The 26,655-nt window shown below is 63.0% G+C and carries 19 protein-coding genes and 5 pseudogenes; 14 read left to right on the top strand and 10 right to left on the bottom strand.

What is annotated here, in order from left to right:
• Positions 1–167 precede the first annotated feature (167 nt).
• Entirely contained in the window at positions 168–1,013 is an 846-nt protein-coding gene (locus tag OG430_RS42165) for an IS5 family transposase (protein WP_327359451.1), read from the bottom strand.
• Between the two features lie 874 nt (positions 1,014–1,887).
• Here OG430_RS42165 and OG430_RS42160 point away from each other — a divergent pair.
• The 3 genes from OG430_RS42160 to OG430_RS42150 all read left to right on the top strand — a co-directional run bounded on the left by OG430_RS42160 (position 1,888) and on the right by OG430_RS42150 (position 7,679).
• Positions 1,888–3,651 carry a hypothetical protein gene (locus tag OG430_RS42160; protein ID WP_327357957.1) on the top strand — a complete coding sequence of 588 codons (1,764 nt, stop codon included), beginning with the start codon at positions 1,888–1,890 and terminating at the stop codon, positions 3,649–3,651.
• 53 nt (positions 3,652–3,704) lie between these two features.
• Entirely contained in the window at positions 3,705–5,528 is a 1,824-nt protein-coding gene (locus OG430_RS42155; RefSeq protein WP_327357956.1) for a hypothetical protein, read from the top strand.
• Between the two features lie 222 nt (positions 5,529–5,750).
• Complete coding sequence (locus tag OG430_RS42150) at positions 5,751–7,679, top strand: hypothetical protein (protein ID WP_327357955.1); 1,929 nt, start codon at positions 5,751–5,753, stop codon at positions 7,677–7,679.
• Between the two features lie 164 nt (positions 7,680–7,843).
• Here OG430_RS42150 and OG430_RS42145 read toward each other — a convergent pair whose 3' ends face one another.
• The 6 genes and pseudogenes from OG430_RS42145 to OG430_RS42125 form a co-directional block, all read right to left on the bottom strand.
• Positions 7,844–10,267 (bottom strand): InlB B-repeat-containing protein, encoded by a 2,424-nt coding sequence (locus OG430_RS42145; protein ID WP_327357954.1) that lies wholly within the window; start codon positions 10,265–10,267, stop codon positions 7,844–7,846.
• Between the two features lie 127 nt (positions 10,268–10,394).
• Positions 10,395–10,835, bottom strand: a complete 441-nt coding sequence (locus tag OG430_RS42140; RefSeq protein WP_327357953.1) for an ANTAR domain-containing protein — start codon at positions 10,833–10,835, stop codon at positions 10,395–10,397.
• Between the two features lie 81 nt (positions 10,836–10,916).
• The gene (locus OG430_RS42135) at positions 10,917–11,300 is read right to left on the bottom strand and encodes an integrase core domain-containing protein (protein WP_327357952.1); all 384 of its coding nucleotides are present in this window, start codon (positions 11,298–11,300) and stop codon (positions 10,917–10,919) included.
• A 27-nt stretch (positions 11,301–11,327) separates the two neighbouring features.
• Entirely contained in the window at positions 11,328–11,402 is a 75-nt protein-coding gene (locus OG430_RS49595; RefSeq protein ID WP_442816766.1) for a hypothetical protein, read from the bottom strand.
• A 137-nt stretch (positions 11,403–11,539) separates the two neighbouring features.
• Positions 11,540–11,926 (bottom strand): annotated as a pseudogene (locus OG430_RS49590) (IS3 family transposase); the annotation flags it as partial.
• Positions 11,927–12,101: 175 nt separating this feature from the next.
• Positions 12,102–12,839 carry a transposase gene (locus OG430_RS42125; protein ID WP_327357950.1) on the bottom strand — a complete coding sequence of 246 codons (738 nt, stop codon included), beginning with the start codon at positions 12,837–12,839 and terminating at the stop codon, positions 12,102–12,104.
• A 1,211-nt stretch (positions 12,840–14,050) separates the two neighbouring features.
• Between OG430_RS42125 and OG430_RS49585 the strand changes: the two genes are divergently transcribed.
• From OG430_RS49585 to OG430_RS42100, 6 genes and pseudogenes are all read left to right on the top strand, one after another.
• Entirely contained in the window at positions 14,051–14,422 is a 372-nt protein-coding gene (locus tag OG430_RS49585) for a helix-turn-helix domain-containing protein (protein WP_442816653.1), read from the top strand.
• A 1,382-nt stretch (positions 14,423–15,804) separates the two neighbouring features.
• Positions 15,805–16,005 (top strand): hypothetical protein, encoded by a 201-nt coding sequence (locus OG430_RS49580; RefSeq protein ID WP_442816652.1) that lies wholly within the window; start codon positions 15,805–15,807, stop codon positions 16,003–16,005.
• Positions 15,990–16,500: pseudogene (locus tag OG430_RS42115) on the top strand (transposase); the annotation flags it as partial. The gene OG430_RS49580 and the pseudogene OG430_RS42115, both read left to right, overlap by 16 nt.
• Before the next feature lie 210 nt (positions 16,501–16,710).
• A pseudogene (locus OG430_RS42110) lies at positions 16,711–17,379 on the top strand (transposase); the annotation flags it as partial.
• Positions 17,380–17,748: 369 nt separating this feature from the next.
• Entirely contained in the window at positions 17,749–18,273 is a 525-nt protein-coding gene (locus OG430_RS42105) for a transposase (protein WP_327357949.1), read from the top strand.
• Positions 18,274–18,606: 333 nt separating this feature from the next.
• Positions 18,607–19,116 carry a transposase gene (locus tag OG430_RS42100; protein WP_327357948.1) on the top strand — a complete coding sequence of 170 codons (510 nt, stop codon included), beginning with the start codon at positions 18,607–18,609 and terminating at the stop codon, positions 19,114–19,116.
• 92 nt (positions 19,117–19,208) lie between these two features.
• Here the strand turns inward: OG430_RS42100 and OG430_RS42095 are convergent, their stop codons facing one another.
• From OG430_RS42095 to OG430_RS42085, 3 genes are all read right to left on the bottom strand, one after another.
• Positions 19,209–19,595, bottom strand: a complete 387-nt coding sequence (locus tag OG430_RS42095; RefSeq protein WP_327359450.1) for a M23 family metallopeptidase — start codon at positions 19,593–19,595, stop codon at positions 19,209–19,211.
• A gap of 296 nt (positions 19,596–19,891) precedes the next feature.
• Complete coding sequence (locus OG430_RS42090; RefSeq protein ID WP_327357947.1) at positions 19,892–20,659, bottom strand: transposase; 768 nt, start codon at positions 20,657–20,659, stop codon at positions 19,892–19,894.
• A gap of 45 nt (positions 20,660–20,704) precedes the next feature.
• On the bottom strand, positions 20,705–21,136 hold the full coding sequence (locus tag OG430_RS42085) for a hypothetical protein (protein WP_327357946.1): 432 nt from the start codon (positions 21,134–21,136) through the stop codon (positions 20,705–20,707).
• 701 nt (positions 21,137–21,837) lie between these two features.
• On the opposite strand from OG430_RS42085, the gene OG430_RS49575 reads away from it, so the two are divergent.
• From OG430_RS49575 to OG430_RS42065, 5 genes and pseudogenes are all read left to right on the top strand, one after another.
• Entirely contained in the window at positions 21,838–22,077 is a 240-nt protein-coding gene (locus OG430_RS49575) for a transposase (protein WP_442816651.1), read from the top strand.
• A gap of 4 nt (positions 22,078–22,081) precedes the next feature.
• A pseudogene (locus OG430_RS42080) lies at positions 22,082–22,339 on the top strand (NUDIX domain-containing protein); the annotation flags it as partial.
• Positions 22,340–22,504: 165 nt separating this feature from the next.
• Positions 22,505–23,549, top strand: a pseudogene (locus OG430_RS42075) (tyrosine-type recombinase/integrase).
• Entirely contained in the window at positions 23,546–26,074 is a 2,529-nt protein-coding gene (locus tag OG430_RS42070) for a tyrosine-type recombinase/integrase (RefSeq protein WP_327357944.1), read from the top strand. The pseudogene OG430_RS42075 and the gene OG430_RS42070 overlap by 4 nt, the downstream one beginning before the upstream one ends.
• Positions 26,071–26,640 (top strand): DUF6262 family protein, encoded by a 570-nt coding sequence (locus OG430_RS42065; RefSeq protein ID WP_327357943.1) that lies wholly within the window; start codon positions 26,071–26,073, stop codon positions 26,638–26,640. Before OG430_RS42070 ends, OG430_RS42065 begins: the two co-directional genes overlap by 4 nt.
• Positions 26,641–26,655 lie beyond the last annotated feature (15 nt).

The raw sequence follows: 26,655 nt of genomic DNA, 5'->3' as shown, positions 1-26,655 counted from the left end.
GCCGCTGATCGATAGCGATACGCGTTCATTATTTCCTGATTACTTTAATGGGCATCACCTCGTGCCGCTCGGGACTCCTCTCACGCAGGAGGAGGGGACTGCACACATCGCCCTATGAGCGTCCTGATGCGCGACTAAGAGGACGTTCCGTTTGAAGACGGGATAGTTCATGGGTTGTGCCAAGTTATGGGTGTTTCGCCGGTTGCTCGTTTCGCGAGGTTCGAGATCATCGCGAGGCGGATCATGCTTTCGGAGTGGGCGGGTTTGGTCTCGTAGTCGCGGGCGAGCCGACGGTGCATCATGATCCAACCGAAACTTCGCTCTACTACCCACCTTCGCGGAATCACGGAAAACCCTTTGACCTGCGGTTTCCTGGGGACGACATCGACATCGATGCCGAGGGTGGCGCCGTGCTCGATGGCCTGAATCTTGTAGCCGGTGTCGACCCACGCCTTCGTGATCGTGGGGTGGTCGGCGGCAATCTGGGTGAGGAGCTGCTTGCCGGCCTCGTTGTCGGAGACGCTGGCCGCGGTCACCATGACCAGCAGCAATAGGCCGAGGGTGTCGACGACGATGCTGCGTTTGCGGCCCACGATCTTCTTCCCGGCGTCGGTGCCCTGAGTGTCGGTGGGCACGCTGGTGGCGGTCTTGACGCTCTGGGCATCGATGACGCAAGCGGTGGGCTCGGCAGTACGTCCTGCCTGCTCACGGACCATGCGGTGCAGGTGGAGGCCGAGTTTCTCGATGGTGCCGTCGGCGGTCCAGGCGCTGAAGTAGCCGAACACGGTGGCGTGCGGCGGGAAGTCGTGGGGGAGGTAGCGCCAGGGGACGCCGGTCCTGTTGAGGAAGAGGATCGCGTTCATGACTTCTCGCAGGTCAGTGACCTTCCCGCCGAGGTTGAGCGAGGTCTTCTGCCGCTCGGCCCGCCAGGCCGTCAAGGTCGGCTCCATCAACGCCCAACGGGCATCGGAGAGATCACTCAGGTACGGCTCGCGCTGCTGCGAAGAGGTCATGGGACTACTCATGCGCGAGGCCGCCAACCGGGCATATCGCTCGATCGAGCGAGGCAAAAGCCAGCTTCCGGGGCGTATTCGAACCGGACAGAAGCTATCGGTGGGAAACGGGGTGAAGCGCAGGATCAGGCGTGCTGCAACTGGTGAGACATATCGCGTGTTCTGCCTGTACACGGCGAATCCCGGCGCGGCCCAACTTTCCCAAACACGCGCATAGATGACACGAACGTCCTCTGAGAGGTCGTTTTCACCTGTAGAGCCTGTTTCATTCCAACATGCACCTGTGGCAGGGCACGGCTTGACGGACGTCGGGTGCGGAGGCGCTCCATGCGCCGCCTGGGAGGCCCGACTTGTCGGTCTCACCCTGCGAAGCCTGTCTCATCCCAAGACATGGGTCGATGCCCTACCTGTGCAGCGGAGGCGCACCTGGAATCGACATGCGTGAGACCCAGGACAAGTAAAGAGACGCATGGGCCGACGCAAACCAGGTGAAAACGACCTCTAAGGGCCACATCCGATCCGGCCCACCGTGGCATAGATCCCTGAGCTGGCGGGCGAACATGCCGACTGCATCCGTGCGGATGGAAGTCTCGAAACTCCCGTCGCCCCCCACCCACCATCCCCCATCACCTCTTCTCCCGGCGCCAATCACGAGGCGCCCCGGGCAGATCGCATCGTTACGCCACACGGGTTACACGCCGAAACGTCTGTTGCAGATTGAAGGCTGAGGCGACAGTCTTTCATTCGCACGACCAGCACATCCGCACCCACAGCCATTTTTGTTAGATCCGCGCATTCTTGAAAGGCTAATGAAATGACAGAGGATCTAGTTCGACTCAAAGCAACCCACGCGATAAGTTCACACGGACAAGACATGCACCACAAGGTCCGCAGGATATCCACTACGTGCAAAGATAAATGGTATCGGCAGGTACTCGTCTTCGAACTATTTGAAGAATCCTCGATCGACAAACACAACAGGAGTCGCGTCATCAGAATTAGCACCAACGGGACCGCTCTAGATAATGGATTCTGGGCGCAACATCAGCAGGAACGTAATTTCTGCGAATATATTCTCAATATCTACCCTGCAGGATGGAGTAAAGAGGAGGAGTCGAAGCCGGGGCGTCAGCCCAAAGAATCGTGGGTACTTACCGACTTTTCACCGACAGTACAGAATAAGACATATGAAGTCGGCACATCGACCAGCATTGGTGCGAGTTTGGGATCTTGCGGAGATATGCCCACTGGAGGCGTTAGCACGGGAACCACTACCTCGAGTTCTCAGCCCATCTACGGTTACCAACTCGCATCCAGGGTCGGGGAAAGCGGAGATCACTGGGTGCAGTGGAGCCTTAAGGGTAAGGTCACAACCAAAGATCTGCCCGGCCCGCTCACTCTAAATGAAGGAGTCTTCAAGCCTCGCTACGAAGCGATATTTACCCTGGACTCAGGTCGCTCCGCGGAGCGGTATACCGCGTTTGAGACCGTGGCCACATGCAAGTACGGAAAGGTCTACGACTGGTCAAAGGGGTCAGAATTTGAAGTGAGGGCAACCTATTGCATAGGGCAGAGGTACATTGTTGATTGGCAGGAGCAGGAGGTGTACGCCGTCGACCCTATGACAACGTCAACTTCCGGTAAAACAGATTTCCCAAATTTGGCGCCGCCGGCCGAACCTACTGTGGATATCAGTGACAGGTTTTCATATCGCCCTTTGTCCCCCGTTGGAACATCCCTGATCGCAAAGAGTAACGCCGAAATTACAGTTCCAGCGGACAGACTTCTCGCTTATTCTGGTGGATTCACGATCGGGTCGACAGCAGGCAGTTCCGGAACCCGCTGGGTAAACTCCAAGAAGGCGGTTCAAGTTGAGAATGCAACCCCGCTAGTATGGATTACACCGGAGCGATATCGAGGAGGCTTCATTACCCATATGGCCAAGGATTCGGCTGGGGTTAAAGTTACGTCATTTGACACTGCGCAAGACGCTGGCATTCCTGAGGTACCTGACGGAATTTGGCAGAAGAATGAAATTACTCCGATCGCCCTTTGGGCCAATGGCACCTACTCCCTAGAAGACGGTCTAGCCGACAACGGCCTGCACAGTTTTTCCCCTACAACGACTGCTGAGACTCGCGGGATAACTGCGGGGTTTCTTTCCGGACCTGCTGGTAATGCTGGACTCGGCCGCGGGTTTCTAGTCAAATCAGGCGCCCTCTTCGGCTGCGACGGAATTAAACTAATTGATTCCAGTTCAGAAGAGTGGAAAGTTAGCTGGAAGGGACTTGCCCACCCGGTCTTCGATGCCATCGCGCAGGCGCTGGGAACGCCTGTACCCACCTCCATGGCTGGGATATGGGACCCAAATCATGACCCCTGTGTCTTCATGTTCGCCGACAACAAAGTTGCCGCCCTCAATCTCAGCACTCTGGACACTGGAACTCCGATGCTATTCAGTGCAGATTGGGTCGACCTAGTCCGTGGAACTGCTGGGACCAAGTTCGCTGGAGATATTAGCGTATCAAGCGCAGCAGCTAAATTTGTAGGGTTGCGAGAGGACTATCCAGTGAGTGGATATGTGCCCCTCAAGGGCGGGACCTGGTGCTTTACTCACCCCGTCTACAGTGCCACTTAAACTCTATACCAAATAATAACCATTCCCGTCGACCTCAGCGAAGGGGTAATTAAATGAGCACCACAAAGGCAACCCATGTCGTAAGCGGGCATGGGCGTGACATTCGACAAGTCGTTCGCCGCATACAGACCCAGCCGGATTCCGAGAAATGGTATCGCCAAGGTCTAATATTCGAACTCTTCGAAGAACCTGCAGCTGACACGAAGCATCAGGCGCGCAGTGTCCGTATCAGCACTCACGGGACGGCAGTCTCTAATGCTTGGTGGCTAGACAATAAGAATAATAGCGAAAATAGCTACCAGTGCAACTTCGCTGGGTACTTCATGGAAATAAAACCGATGGATTGGGATACGAATGGCGAAGAGTATCAAAAGCCGGGATCCTGGAGGCTTATGGATTTCTCGCCTACTGTTGGCAATAGGGCTGGCAACTTATCCACGTCAACCACCTTCGGGGGAAGTGTTGGCTTTTTCGGACCTGCGCCAATGGCGGCTATCAGCTTCAATCAAACAACGAGCTATTCATGGCCTGCCGATGAATACACTCTCAATACTTGGGTATCCACAGGAAGCGGTGCTGATCGCGACGCGGTGAGCTGGAAGCTCACGCGTACCGGAGATGCCGAGCCAGCTCTAATACATGGGGCATTCAAGCCGCACCTCGAAGCCATATTTTCCCTATCTTCAGATACGCTTCCCCGGCGCTATTCGGCATTCACCGTAACAGTTGAAACGGTTCACGCGAAAGGAAGTTCAAAAGAAGGGACGAAGCGGCGATTCATTCAGCATTACGCTATCGACTGGCAGGAAGGGGAAGTATACGCACTCGGTAGGATGCTGGGGGGCGCTCCTGAGGTACAGGCCAAACCTGTCGTTTCGGCCATGCTAAACAAGCCGGCGGTAACAGTTCGTGACCGCTTCTCTTATCGTTCTCAGTCGCCGATCGGAACGTCCACACAAACTAAGGACGAAACTTCCGAAGTTGTTGTGCCGGATGGATGGGTTCCTGCCTACAAAGATGGTTTTACTGTGGGGATGGTTGGTAAGGCCGCTACTTTCGACGTCCCTCATCAGTGGATTGCATCGAAGAGGGCTGTGCGTCTCGAGAAGGAATATGGAAGCTCACTGGTCTGGATTTCCCCTGATACTTACACAGGTGGGTTTGCAAGCTGTAAGGACGGAAATGGCGAAGGCGCAGTCGTCTCGTTGAACTCCATGAAGAGCCTTGGAATACCTGAAATCCCTGACGCAATTCAGCTGAACCAGACTGGTGAATCGTATGCCTTTTGGGCTGACGGGACGTACCCGCTAAACAAGGCCCTGACCGACCGCAAGGTGCCGTCATTCGATCAATCCCCAGCGGCCGGGAAGGGAATCACGGCAGGCTTCTTCTCGGGGCGCGACCAGGGTAAGGGTTTTGCGATTGTCGATGGTATTTTCCGTTGCTACAACGGTAGCAATAAGGAGCATGATACTGAAATGGAAGGGCGGAAGGTAACGGTAGAGGGGGTCAAAGATCCCCTCCCAGTCCTCGATGCAGTGAAATCCATCCTCGGTACGCAAGCGCCTGATTATATTGTTGGATTCGATAGCAATGATGGTGCAGGCGTCTTCTTCTTCGCCGGCGACCGGGTTGCGGCTCTCAACATGAAGGCGCTTCTCTCCGGCGCCGGAGTGGTGTATAGGACCATTTGGCCCTCTCTTATCAGCGGAACTTCGCAGTTCACTACGGGATCAAAAGCCACCAAGGAAGATCCCCTCCTAAAGACCGTCGCCAAGAAGTTCTGCGGGCTCCGGCCAGACTATCCGGTCAGTGGCTATATTTGCGTAAATGAAACCGATCACTATTTCTTCCATCCTGCCGATAGCGGGATCTAACCAACTGGAGCTACTTGAGGTAGGGACCGGGGACCTATTGCCCGGGTCCCTGGTCCCTGCCGCTAGTTCACGCTTATGTGGAGGAATGCGATGTCTACCCCTACCCCGCCTGTGACACCTACCCCGCCTGTAACACCTACACCCAAAACCCCTCAGGTGAAAAAGTTTACGTTCTTAGTTAAAGACCCTGACCCGCAGATAGCTAATGATCCTGGGGGGGTTGTGACGGCTTACGAGCTAAGTAGCGGGATTGCCTGGACGGAATATTCGGCTAAAACCCTTTTCGAGCAGCTTGGTCTCAAGAGCAGGTTCCCGCATCTGTACGAATCTGGCGGTGACTTTCAAGCGCTACTGGCGGCGAGAAACTCTAAGTTTGGAACATTTACATTCGAGCAGTGGGTGAATCGATCGTTTGATTCCCTTAAATCCCTAAAGTCAGTGGCGCGAGATCGCAGATCAGGTCCAGCGTTTCTCGAAACGATTTCCCATCTACTGCCAATCCCTAAGGAGTTCAAGGACGACACGAACGCGAAGCCTACAATTGCGGAGCTCATGAAATCAACTCGAGAGGCTTCCAATTTCTTCAAGCCCACAAAGGAAGACCCCAATAGCCCCAATCCAGTCCGGATCCTAATTGTTAACGGCGGTAAGTCCATGAGAGCCGCAGAGGTGATCCCTCTAGATGCTCTTGCAGCCGGCGACGGACACGGTTCGGCATGCGTTCTTGTACTTCCGGAAAATTCGTTACTCGAGCAAGAAGGGCAGCTCCAACCTGAGGCTTTGAATCTTGCATTCCAGCTGCGGGAGGCTGTCTCGTGCCTGGGAGGACATTATTCCGAAGCTGAATATAAAGCCCCTGTAGATGGCGACGGCAGCGAGGCAATCGCCACACGGAGCGAATTTGAAGCTCTGGGCAACTTCTGGACGATGGACTGCGAGTTTGGCAATATCGTAGGTAGCGCATGGAAAACGAGTCACGCCTTAGGTGGCAAATTTCAAAAGCACCTAAAGGATCTCAAAGGGCTCGCAGCAGCGGAAGCCGACTTTGCTGCTGCCTACGGCGCTCTCGCCGATAATCGCCAATCGGCTACATTATATAACGAACGACGATTCACCGGCTACTTCAACCTTGAGCGCGGTAGAAGTAATGCGCAACTAAAACCCCGGAGTTTCCCTCGGAGGGCGACAGGTGAAGGTCTCGTCGTAGATTACCTTGCCCCAAAAGAAGGTGTTGCCGCTATGGGGCCCATGCAATATACCAATCCACACACCTCATACGCATGCGGCGAGCTGCGAGCGAGCAATATTCTCTGGGAGCGGATGACATGTAAGATCACCACGCAGGCGAATACGGCGCTCGATAACACCTTTACGGTAACTCTTGGGAAGCTGATTGGTGTCTTCACTGGTGGAGTTGGTGGAGTGGCGTGTGCTGGGATCAGAATCGCGATAAAGCTTGGTGCCAGGATCGCAGATGCCTACGGCAACCCTGTCGATCCACCTGGAGTGACGGTCTGCGCTCCCGGCACAGGCGACCATCCAGGGCTTGCGATTAATGCGCAGATTAACCGAATCGATCGTGGATGGCTCTCATATCTGGACAGCCACAAGACAAATGAATCGTATGCAGCGGGTCGGTCGATGGAACGGGCAGCGAAGGGGTGGGCTCCTTACGCCCCTCGGCTGCTAATGATGACCGCCGAAGTGGCAAAGACTGCTGTTGATGTCGCATCCCTGGTTGGTACTTCAATTGACTCTTCCGGTGTCCAATATACGGCATCAGGGTTCGGTGACGGGTTGCTGAATCCAGGTGGAATTCCTGTAAACTTGGAGGATCTGGGCGAGTTCCTTATGGAAAGCGGACTGGCGCAAGGTGTTTACGAATCTGCTGTCTCGAGTGCGGACTTCTCCGGATTCAATCAGGGTGCGGGCAGTGGACTGGCGACGCTCGGAGACACGGCGGTCTGGCAGCCAGTGTCTGGTGCCGTAATGGACACTGCGACGGACTATCTGGCGCCCTTGCATGGCGTGCTAAGGCTCTTTGCTGCCGCAGCAGGGTTGGGTAGTAGTGCGATAGGTCGAATGAACAGGACAATCGACAAACTGTCCCCCACTACGCCGCAGTTGAAAGCGCGATACTTTGAGCCCTAAATGAATGCAGGCGGGCTGGGGAGGGGCTTCGTAGTGCTACCCGCCCTCCCCACCACGGCGCTGGATTCCCACTTGAAGCCTCGGCGTGGTGGGGAGAATTCCTTGTGGGAGGTCTCAACTGACGGGGCATTTCACGCCCGAGCAAGCAGACCATCCCAAGCCATTCACAGACGCGTGCTGGTCACCTTGGTGGTCGCAGCGTCCCACACGATCAACCCGCCTTGGAACCGCTGATAGACGCCCTTCTTCGGAAGAGCCTTACCACCAGTCGGCTTGCCATCGCTCACAGGCAGTTGCACCGGGTCGGTCAGCGGGTAGCCGAACGCGCCGCGCTCGTAGCTGAGCTTGCCCCACTCACGCAGGAAGCCGCCCCGCACAGGGTGGGCCCCGCCGGCCTTGGTCCAGTAGATGTTGCCGTCCTCGAAGGGCTGGACGATGCCGCCCTTGAGTGTCTTCTCCGGGCCCGTGGGGCAGCCGAGGTTGCTCTTCTCCGCGCCCCAGGCCCGCCACTTGGCGTCGATCGCGCCGCGGGCGGCCACCGAGCAGGCGAAGGAAGCCGTGACGGTGTGGCTGCGCTTGACGATCAGTGGGAGGGGGATTCGCTTGCCGGCGTCAGCGCCGTCGACCGTCCAGCCGGTGAAGACCCGGTACGGGCCGGGCTTGGCGCCAAGGACGACCGAGTCGCCAGTCGCGTACGGACCGGGCTGGGAGACGGTGACCGTGCCCGACCTCGGCAGCGGGGTCGTCTTCGTGGTGAGGGTGTGCGTGCCCCGGGCGAAGACCGCGACCAGGTCGAAGCTGGCGTCGACCTGCAGCGGGATTCGCGCGGAGGTCGATAGCTGGCGGCCGTTCACCCGCCACTCCTGGAACTGGTAGCCCCGGTTCGGGACGGCAGTGGCATTGACCGTTTCGCCGCTCATGTACGTGCTCTGCTGGGGCTGAAGCTGGATCTTGCCCGCGCCCGCCGGGCTCACGAGCGGGGTTACCTTGTACTGGTGCGGGACGGGGGCGAACTCGGCGACCAGCTGGCGGTCCTTCGTCATGGCCACCGCGAGCGGGGTGTGGCTGCCGATGGTCTTGCCGTCGAGCTTCCAGCCGGTGAAGGTGTAGCCGTCCGCCGGGCGGGCCGTGACACTCACCTGTGCGCCGTCGGCGTAGGGGCCTTGAGTGGCAGGGATCGCGGTGCCACCGCCACGCGGAGAGGTCTGCACGGAGAGGCTGAAGCGCTGCGCGGCCTTGGGTGGTGTGCGGTAGGCGGCCACGATGGGGGCGGTCTGACGGAGCACGGAAGCGTTGTCGTGCCGGGCGTCGCCCAGCGGCTCGCCTTCATTCTTGTTGATCGTGTTGGAGTACTGCGGGATCATGTGGCACTTCCAGTCGCACGCCGAACCGTAGGCCATGATCGTGTGGAACTTCTTGCTCGGCGTCACCCAGCCCCGGTTCGCCGGGTAGTGCGGATTCAGCGGCGCGTTCGCCTCGTTCTTGTCGTCGTGCTGCAGCGCGAGATTGTGGCCGATCTCGTGCGCCAGGGTGCCGTTGGAGGTCATCGTGGCGACGTCGGCGGCCGAGTAGATGGCTTCCGTGGTGTGCTTGGCATCGGGTGAGCCGGTGTAGCTGCCGATGCCGCCGGTGTACAGGCCGTGCGGATTGCTGGGCGAGGGCTTCGGCTTGGGCACGTCGGAAACGATCGTGACCAGGTCTGCGTACGTCTTCTCGCGTACGTCGCGGACCTGTCGTCCCAGTGCTGTGGTGCGCTGGGACATCTCCCGCCACATCGCCGCGGCGTCCTCGGAGCCGGTGAACCCCTTGGCTTCGAAGGTGTGGGCGAAGCTCACTCGGGCGTTGACGCCGCTGACCTCGAGGGCCCGGTTCATCTGTGCCTCGGCGACCGCGATGGCGGCCTTCATACCCAGTTCTCCGCCCTTCTTGGCTGCGGCGTTCGGGGTGTAGCCGACGGCGACGTCGATGTACGTCATGCCGTCCGGTTCAGCGCGGCGTCGTGTCCCGGCCGCGCGCGGGGCAGTGGTTTCCGGGTGGTCGAGGCGGTGGTGGGGCCGGTCGTCCCCCAGGTCGGGGAACGCGCGGGCGTCGATCTCCTCGACGGTGCTCACCCCGTCGGAGTCGGCGATGATCTCGTAGTCGAGGTCGCCCTGGTCCACGTGGCCCGACACATGGATGGGCCCGTCCGAGCAGACACCGGTCACTGCCAGGTCGACTCCGTGTGCGGGCGCGCCCCGGACATGCCCGGACCAGGTGAACAGGTCGGCCTTCGGGTCGTGCAGGACGTGTGAGGCGACAACGTCGACCGCCACATCGGGGAAGAGACGCAGCGTCCCCTCGTCAACGGCACCGTCGTCCTTCTCGCAGAGTTCGGCGAAGTCGTCCGCTGAGGTTTCCAAGGTGCCGGTGCGCAGTACCCAGGGCCGGTCGGGGTCGGGCCCTCTGGCACCCGCCAATACCGCTTCGGCGTCCGACAGTTCGGGTCCACCGGGCATTCCGGCAGACGCGGTTTGCGTCTGCGCAAGGCTCAGCGAGACAGCCATTGCCGTCGCCGCCGAGCAACTCGCGAGCCAGGCGCTTCGTTTCATCAGAGGGGCTCCTTGACACTGCCGCACACTCGCATGCAAGACGTTTTGTCTGTTGTGTGCGGATCGGGACAAGGATTACGCGAGACACTTGCACAGCGGCGCGGCTGCAGGGCCTGTCGCCTCAGATTCAGCCTGGCGAGCGGCGCCGGAATGGCCGTACAGGGCGGAAGCACAAGTCTGCCGCGGCCACACAACAGGGCTGGTGGCGGCCGAGCCAAGGGGGTGACTCGCGAAGGCTGAGGTGCCTTGTGCTGGGTGGGGAGCCGCTGACCTTGGCGACGACTCCGGTGGCCACGTCGCCGAGCTTCATGTTGCGGTTCTGGGAGGCGCGGCTGAGGATCTCGAAGGACCGATCGGCGGGACAGTGTTGCTGGGCCATGATGATGCCCAGGGCTTGGCCGATGACCGTGCGGGAAGCGAGGGCGGACTGCAAATCGTCGTTGAACTGGGTCTGTTCGGCGATTTTGATGGCAATGCCCAGATCACCTGCGGCGTAGCCGGCGAAAGCAGCAGCTTGGTCGCGGACTGGAATGGAGAAGCTGCCGATTTCGGGGGCGTAGAGGCTCATCACGCCGGTGGTGCGCTGGCCAGGCGGTGTCAGAGGCAAGGAGAGCGTGCTGCGTGAACCGTTCCGGGTTCGGTAGTGATCTCAGATGTCGGCTGTGATCTGGGGTTTCGTGGTTGCTTGGTAGTAGTTGGCTTCGTATTCGACGGGCGGGATGTGCCCGATCTCGCCGTGGAGTCGGCGGTGGTTGTACCAGTCGATCCATTCGGCGGTGGCGAGTTCGACGTGCGCCAGCGTCTTCCACGGCCGTTGCGACTTGATGACCTCGGTCTTGGACAGGCCGATGATCGACTCCATGAGCACATTGTCGTAGTCGTCACCGACCGAGCCGATAGACAACGCAATCTGGGCCGCGTCGAGGTGTTCGGCGAAGCGAAATGACGTGTATTGCAGCCCGGCGTTGGAGTGATGCACCAACTCGCCGGGAACGGGCGGCCGGCCATCTCGGTCGCGCTGCCACAGCCTCATGTCCGGTGCATCCAGGACGAGTTGAATCTACTTCGACATCGACGCGGACCAGCCGACGATGTGGCGCGAGAACGTATCAACAACGAAGGCGACATAGACCATGCCCGCCCAGGCGGCGACGTGCGTGAAGTCGACCACCCAGGTGCGGTTCGGCGCCGTAGCGACGAACCCGCGGTCCAGGCGGTCGGGGCCCTGGCCGCGGCCGGATCGGGCATCGTGGTGATCACCTTCTTGCCGCGGACGGCGCCGATGATGCCAATCTCGAGCATCAGGCGCTCGGTGGAGCAGCGGGCCACCTTCTGGCCCTGGCGGTTGAGCTGACTCCAGGCCTTCCTCGCACCGTAGCCACGGTAGTTGGCCTCGTAGACCTGCTTGATCTGTTCCTTGAGTTTCTCGTCCCGCACGGACCGAGGCGAGGGCGCCAACTGGCATTTCCTCAAGGCGAAGTAGGTGGCAGGGGCGATCTTGCAGCCGTGCTCGGTGAGCACGCGGCAGATTGTCGGCTCAACGCCACCGAAGCGGTCCCGGTGCTCGTCGATGAACGCTACGAGCGTGTGTGTGGCCGGTCGAACTCGGCCGTGAAGAAGCTCGCCGCGGCCTTCAAGATCTCTGACACCGACGGCCATCGCACCCTCCCCCGGTCGTCACCTACCTGGAGAGTCCCGCGATAGCCGTTCCACTCCCCACACCTCGCCCAACCAACCGTCCACAGGCAGAGAACAGGGATGAGAGCGTGTCGGCGACGCCTGAATTGTGGCTCAGTCCCTCTTTGTGTGGAGGGTGACGCTGGGTGAGTGGAGGTCAGGCCAGGAGGACTCGCTGGAGTTGAAGGCTGGCGCGTCCGTACATCTGGCGTTTGAGCATCCGGTTGTTGTGGCCTTCGACGACACCAGAGCTGTAGGGCAGGCTGAGCCCGGCGACCACGGCGTCGAGGTCCTGGCCGAGGCCGGTGATGAACGTATGCAGGGCGGGCAGATCGTCGTCTTGGACCCGGGCGATCCACTGCGGAAGGTGCTGTCCGTCTCGCTGGTTCATCAGCTCGGCGAAGGCCCGGACGTGGTGGGCGGTCCGCTCGAGGGCCGGGCAGCGGATCAGAATGGTCTTGAGATGCTCCGACTGCTCTGCCGTGAGGCTCGCGGGATGGCGAGTGATCCAGCTGGTCACGTTCCGCACTGACGGTGGCCTGCCGGGTTGTTGGTGAGGGAACGCGTCGCGCAGTCGACGGACGTACTTGCGGACAACAACGTCGCCACCTCCGAATCCTTGCTCACGGAGTTCCTCGAACAGGCGAGTACCGATGGTCTGGCCTTCGGCCCACCGCTGATGCAGGAACGGCTTGTAGGGGTCCAGGATGCTGGAGCGTCCGGTCCACTGTCCGACCAGCAGCTCATCAGGGCCAGCCGCGCGGGCGAGACGGCGCACGGTGTTGCGAGCAAGCCCCAGCCTGCGACCGATTGGACGCAGTCCCATCCCTTGGGCGAGCAGTGCGTGAACGGCAGAGTGCCACGGTGCGAAGTTCGCCTGCCCCGAACCCGCCACCTGGCCGGCCCCGGACGCCGTCCATACCTGCGCGGACGATCAGTACGGCGCGGTGACCGTTCGGCTATGGCATCGTCTGCATGCCAAGACCCAGCAGCACGACGGACACGGCAGCCGCGGCCCTCGCCCGATCATTCCCGGCACCCTGATCCAGCTCACCGTCGACCGGCTGCCTGGCCGGAGTAGGGCACCCAAGACCTTGTGGCTGTGGTGGACAGGACCCTCCGGGCACATGACCTGCGAACCAGCACTCACAGGGATAAAAGCGAAGCTGAGACCGGCCGACCTGGATGCCCTCAGCTTGAACGGTTCCGGCCAGCGCGTCCAGGCCCACTCCGGCGGGAACGTTGGTCCTCGGCATTCCGGCGTTTGCGCCCGTACCCGGGCCGGTCCCCGAGCCCGTCGGTCCTGAGTGTTGAACGGGTGGAGCCACTTGCGGACCCTCTCGTGGTGGCGGCTCAGCGCGTGCGCGATCACCGGAACGTTCCGTCCGTCCCAGGTCAGCACGATGATCCCGCCCGCAGCATCCAGTCAGTCCGCGCATGCCTCGCCCCGGCCCTCCTATGGACCTTGCCCTCCTCCGCCCCCTCCGACGTCGGACGGGCGACAGCAACCTCGGTACAGCAACTCGCCCCCGAGAAGCCTGAATCGGCGCCGGGCACCACGCCTACCACGCCAAACAGGAATCCAGCCGCAGCTTCCCTCTGCGCTAGCTGTCAAGGCCGTCACGGTCATCGCGAAGAATGGGCTCATCGGATGGTGATTCAAGGTGATAGGTAAGCGAATTCCTTGTATGGGCCCATCGGAGATGCCGGGGAATTGGTTTACGTCGGGTGGTACGGAGGGCTCAGTCGGTTGGGGTCACGAATTGGCTGTACCGGCAAATCGTGTGCGAGCGGCGGGATCTGTAGTCATCAGGTGTGGATGATCTCCAGTACGGGATCGGACATGGCTCAACTCCCTGCAGAGAGTGATGACCAGGCACATGCGTCGCCGGCAATGCGATACCCCGCGTGCAGTACGCAGCGGCGATGACTTTGACTGTGCAGTTGATTGACCTTCCCCTTGTCCGACGCTAACCCACTCGCGTAGAGCTAGATAACAGCAACTAGTGACACAAGAGAGATAAGCCGCGTGACCAGTGATAACTGTGATCATCTGTGGCCATCTGCACAACTCGCGGACCACCGCCGTCCCCAAGGAGGCCTGCCATGCACGTAAAAGAGCCAGACCGTTTCAGAGAATTGATGCGGCTGCAGAACTTCTCGCAACGCACGCTTGCTGCTCGGGCGAAGGTCTCTCAGGCCTTCATCTCTCTGCTGCTGCGAGGCAAGCGCGGTACCCGCGCCACGACCGCATGGCGCATTGCCCGCGCTCTGGGCGTACTCACCGACGAGTTGTTCGCCGGGGCGTCAGGGCCTCTGAGTGTCGTGGATTCAGGCCAGTCCGCAACCGCACCCACAGCCACGCCCTCCGTCAAGTCCTCGATGGCGTCCGCGCTGGAGACCTCCGCGTTGTCCAACCCCAGGAGACGCCGCGCCGCACCCAGAAGGGCGTCCCCCACCGCCCTTGTCGCGGCCTGACCTTGCCACCCCAGCCTCCGATAGGAGTCACCATGCCTGTCCAGCTGTCCTGCCGCGCACCGCAGCCGCGTATTGACGCCCCAGTGATGGCTCTCCATGCAGAGCGAGCAGCACATGCCGCACGAGCCTCAACCGGAACCTACGTTCTCTTCGGAACGTACAACACGGCACTGGCGAACCGAATCGTCGCGCGGGTCAAGTCGGGCGGCTACCCCGCCTTCTCTCAAGGCCTTTGGGATGCAACACGTCGCCGGGGTGAAGTCTGGATCATGTACGTCTGCTGAAGCCGACCCTGGTCCGACCTGCCCAAGACCCTGTAGGGCTTGCTGATTCGCGCCCGCAACTCTCCAAACGAAAGGCCCATTCATGAACGGCTTTCAGCCCTCTGAGCACCCTCCTAGAAGCCCTGTACCCGGCCCTGCGCACGCGCGCCGCCCCCACTGGAGCGTCCAGGTGCTGCGCATTGCCGCCGCAGCTCTGTGTGTTGTCGTTCTCTCCTTCTGCTCGGCACTGCTCGGAGCCCATTGGGACGCCCCCGAATCGGCGACCTCGGCAGGCATGGCAGGCCCTCAAGCGCTCGTACACTCCAACCGGGACTGGAGTGCCTCGATGAACACGGTCGGAAGCAATCAGGCCCAGCTGTCGAAGTTGCTGTGCAACCTTGCCCCCGAGGACGGGAACTGGACCGCGCACCTCTACAGCAACGCCCTCGCGCTTACCCGCATGCACCTCGGTGCTGGCACCTCGGAAGAGGATGCACGTCGCACCCATCGACTACTGGAAGGCGACTGTTGGTCGCGGCTTGGAGATTTCAGCCGCTTCATTTACACGCCAGATCGCACCTTTGCCGGCCCTGCCGCACGTAGTCCCGAGTCCGACACGGGGCGTCGGCCCCAGGGGGACCCCCTGCTCGGATCTGCGAACCGGGGTGACCAGAACACTTCGGATGCGCGCGGCGACGGCGTGGACCCTGGGGCGCGAAATGGTGCGAACCGTGCGACAAGAGTCCCGAGATGAAGCGCATGCTCCTCCCTGGGGGCCGAAGGCCTCAATGCGCCAGCGGGACTTCTTCAATCCCAATTCCCACTGAGCAGGAGCGTTCTTTCGAGTTCAGCGGGCTGGCGGGGCGTCAAGGACCGGTTCCGGGAGGGTGCGTCAACCATGGGTGCATCTACGGCAATGGCAGTAGGCACGGGCATTGGCCTGGGTGGCGGCTGCGCCAGCGCGACCAGGTCAGCGTGCCGACACCGCGATGCGGGGCCGACAACCGTCAGTTTGCGCCAGGTCTCCCCCACGGTGAGTGGGGCAGGCCGACGGTGTCGCTTCTGCCGCCCCCTCATTACCGTTTTCGATCGACGTGGTGACCCTGGACGCCAGGAGGCATGAGCGAGCAGCGCCAGGATGATGTGCCCGTACCAGCCCGGATAGCGCCGCACTTCGTGCTCGTCGAGGCCGAACTGGTCGTGGCCCTTGGCACTCTGGAAGCACTTCTCGATTGCCACGTGGAAACCGGCGACCGCCACCAGCTTCTCGACGGCGGTGCCGACGGCTACGTAAGTAATGGACGATATCGGTGGGCCTGACTCCGTGGTGTAAGCCGTGGGCAGTGCACGATGCGGGGAAGATCCTGCTGGATGTGGCCCTGCCGGTCGCGCTCGGCGGGGGCTGCCTGGCTGATGTGGGCATGCTGCGGCGAGCCGGCCGTGTTCGGCGCGGTGGCCTCCGATCCCATCGTCTCCCGCCTGGTCGATGCCCTCGCATCGGCCGGGCCGAGGGTCCTGGCGGCGATCCGCAGTGCACGGGCGCAAGTCCGTGAACATGTCTGGACGTTGGCCGGGATGGCGACTCCGGACGCGGGCGGGCAAGCGATCGTGGACATCGACGGCGTGCTCGTGCTAGCCCACTCCGAGAAGCAGGACGCCACCGCGACCTGGAAGAAGACCTTCGGGCACCACCCGCTGATGGCCTCGCTCGATCACGGAGCGGGCGGCAGCGACGACCCGGTCGCCACGCTGCTAGGGCCCCGGAACGCGTGCAGCGACACCGCTGCCGACCACATCACCACGACCCAACTTGCCCTGTTGGCTTTAACGCTGCCATCCGGCCCCACTTCTCCGGCTTGCGCTGGACCAGCACAAATCGGACAGGCATGGTTCCGGTCGCATTCGGACCCGCCACTCATCAGCCCTGTTGGCATCAACTGGGGCCCAGTGAAGCCGGAATCGAACGGTAGCTTGGGTCCGAGTCGGGCCGGAAGAGGTGGGGCCAACTGCACCGTTAAAGCCACCCTGTCCCAGCTGCCGAAGAAGTACCAGCGCGGACGCCAGACACTGATACGTACCGATTCCGGTGGTGGCACACACGACTTCGCGGTCTGGCTCGTTTAGCAGAGCCGGTGGCTGTCCTACTCGGTCGGGATGACCATCACCGACGCCATCCGTCAGGCCGTTCTGCGCGTTCCCGCCTCTGCTTGGACGGTGGCCGTCGAGCCGGGTCGGGAAATCTGTGACGGCGCCTGGGTCGCCGAGCTTGACTGCGACGTCCTCAAGGGCTGACCGAAGGGGATGCGGCTGATCGTCTGCAAGGAACGACCTTACTCTGGAGCCCGGTTGCGGTTTACCGACGCCGACGGACTACGCCTGGCCTGCTCCGTCACCAACACCACCGGCGAGAAGATCGAAGCCCTGGAACTGCGTCTCCGCCGACGCGCCCGTGCCGAAGACCGCATCCGAATCGCCCGCACCATCGGCCTGCGCAACCTGCCTCTCCACGACGCTGCCCAAAACCAGATCTGGCTGGAGATCATCCAGCTCGCGCTCGACCTGCTCGCCTGGATGCCCGGGAAGACCCGGCTCTGGGAGCCATGCCTACTACGGCTCCGCCTTTTCGCTGCCGCCGCCCAGCTCGTCACCACCGCCCGTCGCAGGCACCTCAGATTCGACCGGCACTGGCCCTGAACCGACGTCATCACCAGCGCCCTGGCCGAGCTGAATCCCCTCCCGACCCCCGACTGACCAACAGACCTCCGTCCCGACGAGAAGCACCGCCCCGCCGGAGCCGTGAAACCCGGCGCCCACCCAACGCGACAGCCGGGCGATCAGCGCGCCCGCACCCGGCACAACAAACAGAAACAGCTCACCAGTTGACCGACCCTGTTGGCGAAGTCCTGGCGCGTAGCGTTGTCGGCCCCCCGAGACAGGCTTCTCGGGGGCCGGTGTCGTGACAGGTTGGAGTCGACAATGTCGTTGCGGCCCAGGAGCGCGGGTGACGTGCCGTCGGAGACTGATCGAGTCGCGAAGGCTGCGTTCCCCAAGGGGAGTCTGGCGATGCGCGTCCGCGATGAGCTGGGGGATTTGTTCGCCGACGAGGAGTTCGCGGGCCTGTTCCCCATGCGAGGTCAGCCCGCCTGGTCACCGGCGAGGCTTGCTTTGGTATCGGTGCTGCAGTTCGTTGAAGGGCTGCCAGATCGCCGTGCGGCCGAGGCGGTGCGGGGGCGGATCGACTGGAAGTACGCCCTGAACCTGGAACTGACCGACCCTGGCTTCGATTTCTCGGTGTTGAGCGAGTTTCGGGCACGCCTGCTCGCCGGTGGACAGGAGGAGCGGCTGTTGCATGCCGTGATGGATGCCGCAGCTGCAGTGGGGTTGTCGCAGCACGGTGCCCAGGCTCGGACGGACTCCACTCATGTACTCGCCATGTTGCGGCTGCTCAACCGCCGGGAACTGGTGGGTGAAACACTGCGCGCGGCGCTGAACGCCTTGGCCGCGGCGGCGCCCGACTGGCTGGTGCACCGGGTTGAGGCGGAGTGGTTCGACCGTTGCTCCAAGCGCGTTGAGGAGTACCGCCTGTAGACGTCGTCCACAGAGCGTACGGCACTTGCCGAGACGATCGGTCGAGACGGGATACGGCTGTTGCGCGGTCTTCGCGCCGAAAGCTCCGGGGTGGCTGCGGCAGATCCGGGCTGTGGAGGTGCTGGGGCAAGTGTGGGTCCAGCAGTACCGCACCGACGGCAGCGGCCGCCTGCGGTGGCGGGGCCCCACGGAGCTCCCGCCGGCTGCGGTGCGGGTGGAATCGCCCTATGAGTTACAGGCACGGCGCAGCATCAAGCGCGAGACAGCGTGGCTCGGATACAACGTCCACCTCACCGAAACGTGCACGCGAACAACGCCGCACTGATCACTTAGGTGGTCACCACGCCGGCCACCGTTCAGGACATGGAGGTGACAGCAAGAATCCATGCCGACCTGGACAACCGCGGCCTCTTGCCTGCTGAACACCTCGTGGACACCGCCTGCATGGACGCCCAGCTAGTAGTCGCCGCCCGCGCGTACGGCACGGAGATGTTCGGCCCGGTTCGTACGGACACCACATGGCAGTCCGCCAACAACGGCTACACCGTTGATGACTTCAACATCGACTGGGAGCACCACCAGTTGACCTGCCCAAACGGACGCACCAGCCCACCCTGGCGGGAAACTCAACGCCGTGGTGACCCCATGATCCGCGTCCAGTTCTCCGCCCTGGACTGCATCCCATGCCCGCTTCGCTCACGGTGCACTCATTCAGCGCGCTACCGGCAGCTCACGTTGCTTCCCAAAGCCGAGCATGAGGCCCTGGGCCGCCTCCGCGAGGAACAGACCACGACCGCGCGGGAAGAACGCTACACCGTCGTTCACAACCCGTCCGGGAGTTGACCAAGGGAAGATCACCAACAGCATCCCGAATATGAGACAGGGCCGTTAAATTGACAGGCCCCGATCCGACACTCACACGGATGAAGGCCAAGCTAAAGGGTGATTCCGTGGTGGCGCAGCCAGGGAATGGGGTCGATGCCCGAGCCCAGGTATGGGGTGATGCGGATCTCGAAGTGCAGGTGCGGACCTGTGGAGTTACCGGAGTTGCCAGACAGTGCGATGGGCTGTCCGGCTGCGACGCGCTCGCCGGCTCGCGCGTGCAGCATGGACAGGTGCGCGTAGTGGGAGTAGTAGCCGTCTGCGTGTTGGATGAGCATCTGGTGGCCGAATCCGTCACCGCAGGATGCTGAGATCACGGTGCCTGCCCCCACGGCTCGTACCACCGTACCAACGGCTACTGCGAAATCCTGTCCGGTGTGTCGCCGTTTCCAATGAGGGCCAGCAGATGAATAGGGAGCGGACAGTCGATACGCAGCCACTGGTGCCACCCATGAACTCGGTGAACGACGCGCTGCGTGGGAAGGCTTCGCGTGGGCGCAGCCCTTTCCTGTGGACAGCAACGCCGCGTGGTCATCGAGCCTGGCTTGCTCGCGCTCGAGGCGGGTCAACAGTGCTTCAGCGCGTTGAAGTTGGGCCTCTACCGTACGTTTGGCGACTGCCTGACGTGTCCTAGTGGCGTTCAAGGCGTTCAGATTCCTCGCTGCGGCTAAGGGTTGTCCCGTAACGATCTTGGAGTCGGCGGAGGGCAGGGTTGGTCGCGGTGCCGCCCCTGCGCTTATCCGGCGAGGTTGAGGTTGTGCAGGCGGGCGATGCCGAGCATGGCGTGATGGACGCCGTCGCCTTTGAGACGGCAGTCGCGGAGGATCTTCCAGCTCTTCATGCGGGCGAAGGTGTGCTCGACGCGGGCGCGGACCTGTTTGTGGGCGTGGTTGTGTTCCTCTTTCCATGCAGGGAGTTCCTCGCCTTTGCGGCGGCGGTGCGGGATGACCAGTCCGGTGCCCTGGTAGCCGCCGTCGGCGATGGTCATGGTGTTGCCGACGGCGGCCTTGGCGCCGGATTCCTCCCAGCCGCGGGCGTCGTGCCGGTTGCCCGGCAGCGGCTGGCCGACCACGACGACCAGGCGGGTATCGGCGTCGATGACGACCTGATGGGCCGTGGAATAGCGATAGTTCTTCGACTGCTCGGCCACCGCATGATCGCGGGTGGGCACCAGCGTGCCGTCCACGATGAGCACGGCGTCCTTCGCGAACCGCTTCCTGGGCTGCAGCGCGAGAAGCGGGCCGAGATGGCCGATGATCCGGTCGGCCGCCGACTTCGAGACGCCGAACAGCGGGGCGAGTTGGCGCATCGTCAAGTTCGTGCGCCAGTACGCCGTCACGAGCAGCACCCGGTTCTCCAGCGTCAGGCCCCACGGCCGACCCCGCCGAACCGCGTCCGCACCCTCGCGCCGCAGCGCGGTCACCAACCTGCCGAAGCAGCGCGGGCTCAGCCCGGTGAAGGGGGTTATCCAGGACGGCTCGGACGCCGTGATCACACCAGCCACATCAAGATCATCACATCGTGACCAGGTGAAACTGGACGCGAAACCTCACTCCGTAAGGCGGAGGTCACCAGCCCAACTGTCGCAACGAACCCGGCCGGTGGCGAAGACGACCTCGAGTGCAATGCGGCCGGTCTTGGGCTCGAACTCTTCTCTCACCGCCAGGACGTCTTCCCCGAGGCGGGCGGCAAACGGCGTCCGATCACCAACCGGACCTACCTCGACGCGCCCCCAGCCGTCCATGTCGTATCCCTCGTGCGGGCTTGAGGGTTCCACGACCAGGCACCCGTCCGAGCCGGTGGTGATGTGCACGGAGCTGCCTTGGTCGTCGATCAGCCACACGTCCAGCGGATCTTCCGCTGCCTCGTCTGCGCTCCAATGCCACGCGGCGAAGACGCTCACCAGTCGCCGCCCGACCAGGGTTTCAGGACGTTCGCCGGGCCCGTGCAGCGGACACTGGGGCACCTTCTCGGACTCCACGCAACGACCGTACCGTCAGTCAACGTCCCAGCTCACATGGTTAAACGGGACAGCCCTTAGTTGCGCGGTTCGCAGTTTTGACACCTCAGCCCGCATCACGCGGTACGTGGCGAGGGCACTCCGTTCCCCGGACCGGATTAGCTGAAGGTTGTTGAGGAAGCCCTGTGGTGATGGCGCGAGCAGCAGCCGGACAGTGGGTCCGAGCACGCCGGTCTGGTACTGCTCTCTGGCCGTCGCGCCGATCCGCTGACGCAGTAGGGCGATTCGGGCGGTCCCACGAGCAGTGTCCTGGGCGAGGTGTCGGGATCTGGTGTGCTGCACGGCGGCCAGCCTGTCAGCCTTCTCGTATTGTGCAGTGGCGCGGGCTGCTGCCTCGTACAGAGCGTCGACGTCTCGTGCCGCTCGGCCGAGCCGATTGCGGGGGTCGTCTCTCTCATCCGCGAAGGCAGAGGAAGGACTGCAGAGCAGCAACGTAGCGGCGAGCGAGACCATCAGAGTGCGGGCCGACGGGCAGGACAGGAAACAAAGGGTCGCCATTCAAGCGATGATCGAGCCTGCCGCTGGTAGTTCCTCGCGGACACGCCACGTGTCGACATGATGGGATGTTTCTTCTTGAACTGGGGAAATCCCAGCTGTAGGTTTTGCCCCTATTTGTGGACATCTCTTAAGGGTCGGATCGTGGGATCCGAGTCGGAGGTGTCGTGGTGGGTGCAGTGCGGTTTTCGGAAGGGGTTAGGCGGGACGCGGTCGAACTGGTGGCCTCCACTGGCCGGTCGATCAACTCGGTGGCCAAGTACCTGAGGGGCAACACCGAGTCGCTGCGCAAGTGGGTGCGTGCGGCAGAGAGTTCCCAAGCTGATCGAAGGCGTCCGTCCCGACACCGGGAACGGAGGACCTCCTTCTTTTGCCTGCGACTGTTACCGCACCGTCCCCAACCTTGATGTCCTGAACGTCGCTCACATCATCCATGGCGCCTGGGGAGTTGAGGCACTCAACGGCTTCCTCACCGTCGTCTTCGCCGCTCGCGAACGGACCGGCGAGCCCGAGAACCGCGAGCCACGTAAGCACTCCCAGGTCCAGTGGGTCGTCGCCGACGCTATCCCCGAGGACTTCGTAGACACCACTGCCAGCGCCCTCCACCGCTACCTCAATGGTTATCTTGGGCTCCTGAATGACGTCAGGCATGTAAGGCAAGTAGGGTAGTTCTGTACTTGCCTTACTGGTATCCAAGGGGTGTTAGGCACGTTGGCTACGTCTGCTGTCTTGTACCGGCACTACCGGGCTGAGCGGGCCATATCGGGGGATGGCTCTACGCAGTGGGTCGTGGTCGACGAGTCTTTCGAGCTGCACTCCGAAGCGTGCGCGTGGTTGGCGGGACTCAAGGGTGGCGGCCGGGCCTACAACACCCAGCGCACGTACGCGGGCCGGATCGCCCTTTACCTGTCGCACTGCGCCGAGAACGGGGTCGACTGGACGCGGCCGAGCCTGGCCCAACTGATGGCGATGATGCGGTGGTTGGTAGACGAGCCGCTGCCGCCGAAGGGGCGCCGCCCGAACCTCGAGCCGCGCTTTCGTGACAAGGGCACGGCCAACAAGATCATGGGCTCGGTCGGGGAGTTCCTGACCTGGTCCGCGCTTCAGGGCTGGGTGCCGCAGACCGTGGTGAGTCAGCTCGTGCAGCCGAAGTTCCTGCACTATGCGCCATCCGGGTTCGATCCGGGCGAGGACGGCCAGCACCGCACGATCAAGGCCCGCAGGATCAAGTACCGCGTCGCGGTGCCGGGTTACGAGTGGCTGTCCGACGATCAGATCGAGAAGGTTCTCGACTGCACGACGCACGCCCGCGACCGTTTTCTGGTGGCTCTGCTGGCGGTCACCGGAATGCGCATCGGTGAGGGCCTGGGGCTGCGCCGCGAGGACATGCATTTCCTGCCCGATTCGACCTTGCTGGGCTGCCGCGTTGAGGGCCCGCATGTGCATGTGCGGCGGCGTCTGAACAGCAACAACGCGTATGCCAAGTCGCACTATCCGCGGTGGATTCCGGTGGAGGCTCAGACGGTGGAGTTGTACGCCGCCTACCGCTTTGAGCGCGATGCGGTGGAGGAGGCGGAGGGCTGCGACATGGTGTTCGTGAACCTGTTCCGTGCCCCGCTGGGCGAGCCGATGAAGTACCCGAGCACGTATGAGCTGTTCAAGCGGCTCGCAGCCCGCGCTGGCTTTCGTGCCCGGCCGCACATGCTGCGGCACTCGGCGATCACCCGGTGGCTTCGGTCAGGGGTGGACCGCGACGTGGCCCAGAACATGGCTGGGCACCAGTCGCCGTCGTCGATGGACCCCTACACACGCAACTGACCAGGACAAGCGCGACGCCGTGAAGCTGGTGGCCGCCAAGAGGAAGGAAGCCCGCACGTGACGGTGTCCGGCAATGTCGTCCCGCTCCACCAGGTACGGCGGGACGCCGGCCAGGCGGCGAGCGTTTTGCCGCCGAAGATCCTCACCGAGTGGACCGCGTGGCTGCAAGAGCGGATGGAACCGGGCTGGCGGGCGGGCGAATGGGACGGCGAGGCCCGCCTGTTCACCGGCGATGTCCATCACGCGGGCACGGCCGTCTACCGCTGCGATGTGGCTGCCTGCGACGCGCTCACCCGTATCCGGCGCGGGCTCTGCGCCAGCTGCGAGAAAGCCCACCGTGCGGGCGAGGTGGGGCTGAAGGAGTTCAAGGCCGCCCACGTACCCGACCGTAATCGGGTGATTTCCGGCGAGCGGGCCGAATGCCGTGTCGCCCGGTGCCCGCGGGATTCGCTCCTGTGGGGCCTGTGCAACGCGCACGGCTCGCTGCGGCAGAAGGATCTGCAGCGTGATTCCGGCTCCGAGCTCGAGGCATGGGTCGAGCGGCAGACGCCGTATCCGCCGTCGCCGTCCTGCCTCGTCGCGGGCTGCCGCTACGACGCTCGGGCCGCCTTCGGGCTGTGCGGCATACACCAGGGCCGCTGGAAGAAGGCCACCGCCCGAGGGCCGCGGTCCGCGCCGTCAGCTGTGTGGCTGGATCAGCAGGCGCCGTTCATGAACGTCCACCAGTTCTCCCTGGCCCCGCTGCATCCGGTGGCCCGTCTGGAGATGCTGTACGCGCTGCAGCAGCGTGACGAACGCGGCCAGAAGATCGACCCGGCAGCCGTGCGGCAGGCGGTCTCCCATCTCGCCGAGAAGACCGACTCGATCGCCACCGCGACACCTGCGCAGTTGCCGGCCGGAACGCAGGCGAACGTGGATGCCCTGATCCGCGAGACGCACCGCATCCTGCGCTTGGCATACGACCGCTTCGAGGGCGTCGACCCGACCAGCAGGGACGTGCTCGACCTGGCCGAACTCGGCGTCAAGAGCACGCGGGGAGGCACCACCCAGCGCTCGATCGGCCTGGACCTGACGAGGCTCCGCCAGCCCTGGCTGCGGCAGATCCTGGTCACCTGGATCGCCGAGACCAAGCCGAACACCACCGAGGTCCGGCGGGGCCTGCGGGTGTGCGAGGTCGTGGGCCGGGCCCTCGATCTGAGGCCCGGCGGCGGCATGGACCCGGCCAGGCTGGTGTTCGCCGACATGAACGCCGTGGTCGACACCTTCCGCGTGCTGCCCAAGCTGGACGGCAAGCCCATGTCGAGCAAGCAGCGCGGCACTCTGCTGTCGTTCTTCTTCAAGATCCTCGACTACAACCGGGCCGCGGGGCACCTGGACGGCATGTCCGCGAGCTTCGCGCGGCACTCCAGCCACGTCATCAAGGCCGAGGAGGTCGACGAGGACGATGTCGGCAAGGCCCTGCCCGAGTCCGTCATCGACCAACTCGACGACCACGCCGACCTCCTGGGTGAAGGGGTCACCCACGGGAAGATGACGCCCGCGCAGGTCCAGGCGATGTTCCGCGCGGTTTACGAGCTGCTGCGGGACACCGGACGGCGCCCGTACGAGATCGCCGAGCTGCGGACCGACTGCCTCGAATACGTCGGCGGTGAATGGCTGTTGGTCTGGGACAACCGCAAGGGCCGTCGCCTGAACCGGCGACTCGAGATCGAGCGTGACACCGTATCGACCGTCCGTACCTGGCTGGACGTGCGCGACACGCTCGACCTGCCCACGGGCAGCGAGGACTTCCTGTTCCCGCCTGCCGGGGGGAACGGCAAGCTCCGTCACCTGCTGCCCGAACAGATCTCGGCGATGATCCGCAAGTGGGCCGACAGCATCCCGGTCCTGCTGTCCGAGGAGTTCGGCCGGGACGGCAACCGGGTGCCGTTCGACCGCGGCTTGATCTACCCGTACGCGTTCCGGCACTCGTTCTGCCAGCGGTACGCGGACGCCGGGGTGCGGATCGAGGTGCTGCAGGAACTCATGGATCACAAATCGGCACAAACTACCCAGCGTTACTACCGGATCAGTCACAAGCGGAAGCGGGAGGCGGTCAACGTGATGCGCCTGCGTACCGTGGACCGCAGGGGCAGGTCCGCGCCGATGGCGTCGGCGACCGCATACGAGGCACGCTCGGTGGCGGTGCCGTTCGGCAACTGTACCGAACCGTCCAACGTCAAGGCGGGCGGGAAGGCATGCCCGATCCGCTTCCAGTGCGCCGCATGCCCCTTCTACCGGCCTGATCCGTCGTATCTGCCGGCCATCGAGGACCACGTCCGCAAGCTGAAGGCCGACAAGGAGACGGCGGTCATGATGGAAGTGGACGAGTTCGTCGTGAAGAACCTGGACGACCAGATCGCGGCGTTCAAGGGGACCGCCGCCACGATGCGCAAGCTGCTGGAGGCCATGGGCCCCGAAGAGCGCGGACAAGTCGAGGAGGCCTCGGCGGTCCTGCGCAAGGTGCGGGCCGCCCAGGGGCACGGCTCCGCCGTGCCCCTGGGCATGCCGGGCTTTCCCGGCCAACGCGACGGGAGCACGGCATGAGCAAGGAACCTCGCACCTCCGGCGACGTCCTGCGCCAGAGCCGGAAGAAGGACAGCCAGACCAAGCGAGCCAAGGTGCTGGCCACCCTGGATGCCATGAAGGCCGGGGGCGAGACAGTCAGCTTCAACTCCGTCGCCCGCACGGCCGGGGTGTCCAGGTGGCTCGTCTACGCCGAGGGCGTGCGCGAGCACGTCGAGGCCGCCATGAAGAGCCAGACCAAGTCCGAACGCCGCACCAAGCAGGCCGGCCGGGAGCCTTCCGCGGCGAGCCTGGCCACCGACCTGGCTCTGATCCGCGAGGAGAACAAGGCCCTGCGCGAGGAGCGTGACCGCCTCAAGAAGGCCATCCAGCGCTCGCTGGGCGCCCAGCTCGACCAGGCCGGGACCAAGGAGCTGACCGAGCGGGTCAACGAGCTCCTGACGGCTGTGGAACGGCTCGCTGTGGAACGCGACGAGATACGCGCCGACCGCGACGATCTCAAGGCCAGGCTCGCCGAGGCCGAGGACGATCTGGCCGCTGCCCGTGAAGCGGGCAAGCGGATGCTCAAGCAGATCAACCGCGTCTGAGGCGACGTGAAACAG

Origin of the sequence: Streptomyces sp. NBC_01304 (genome assembly GCF_035975855.1) — a bacterium.
GTDB lineage: Bacteria > Actinomycetota > Actinomycetes > Streptomycetales > Streptomycetaceae > Streptomyces.
The sequence above is the reverse complement of the archived record's forward strand: the minus strand, read 5'-3'. Positions and strand labels throughout refer to the sequence as shown.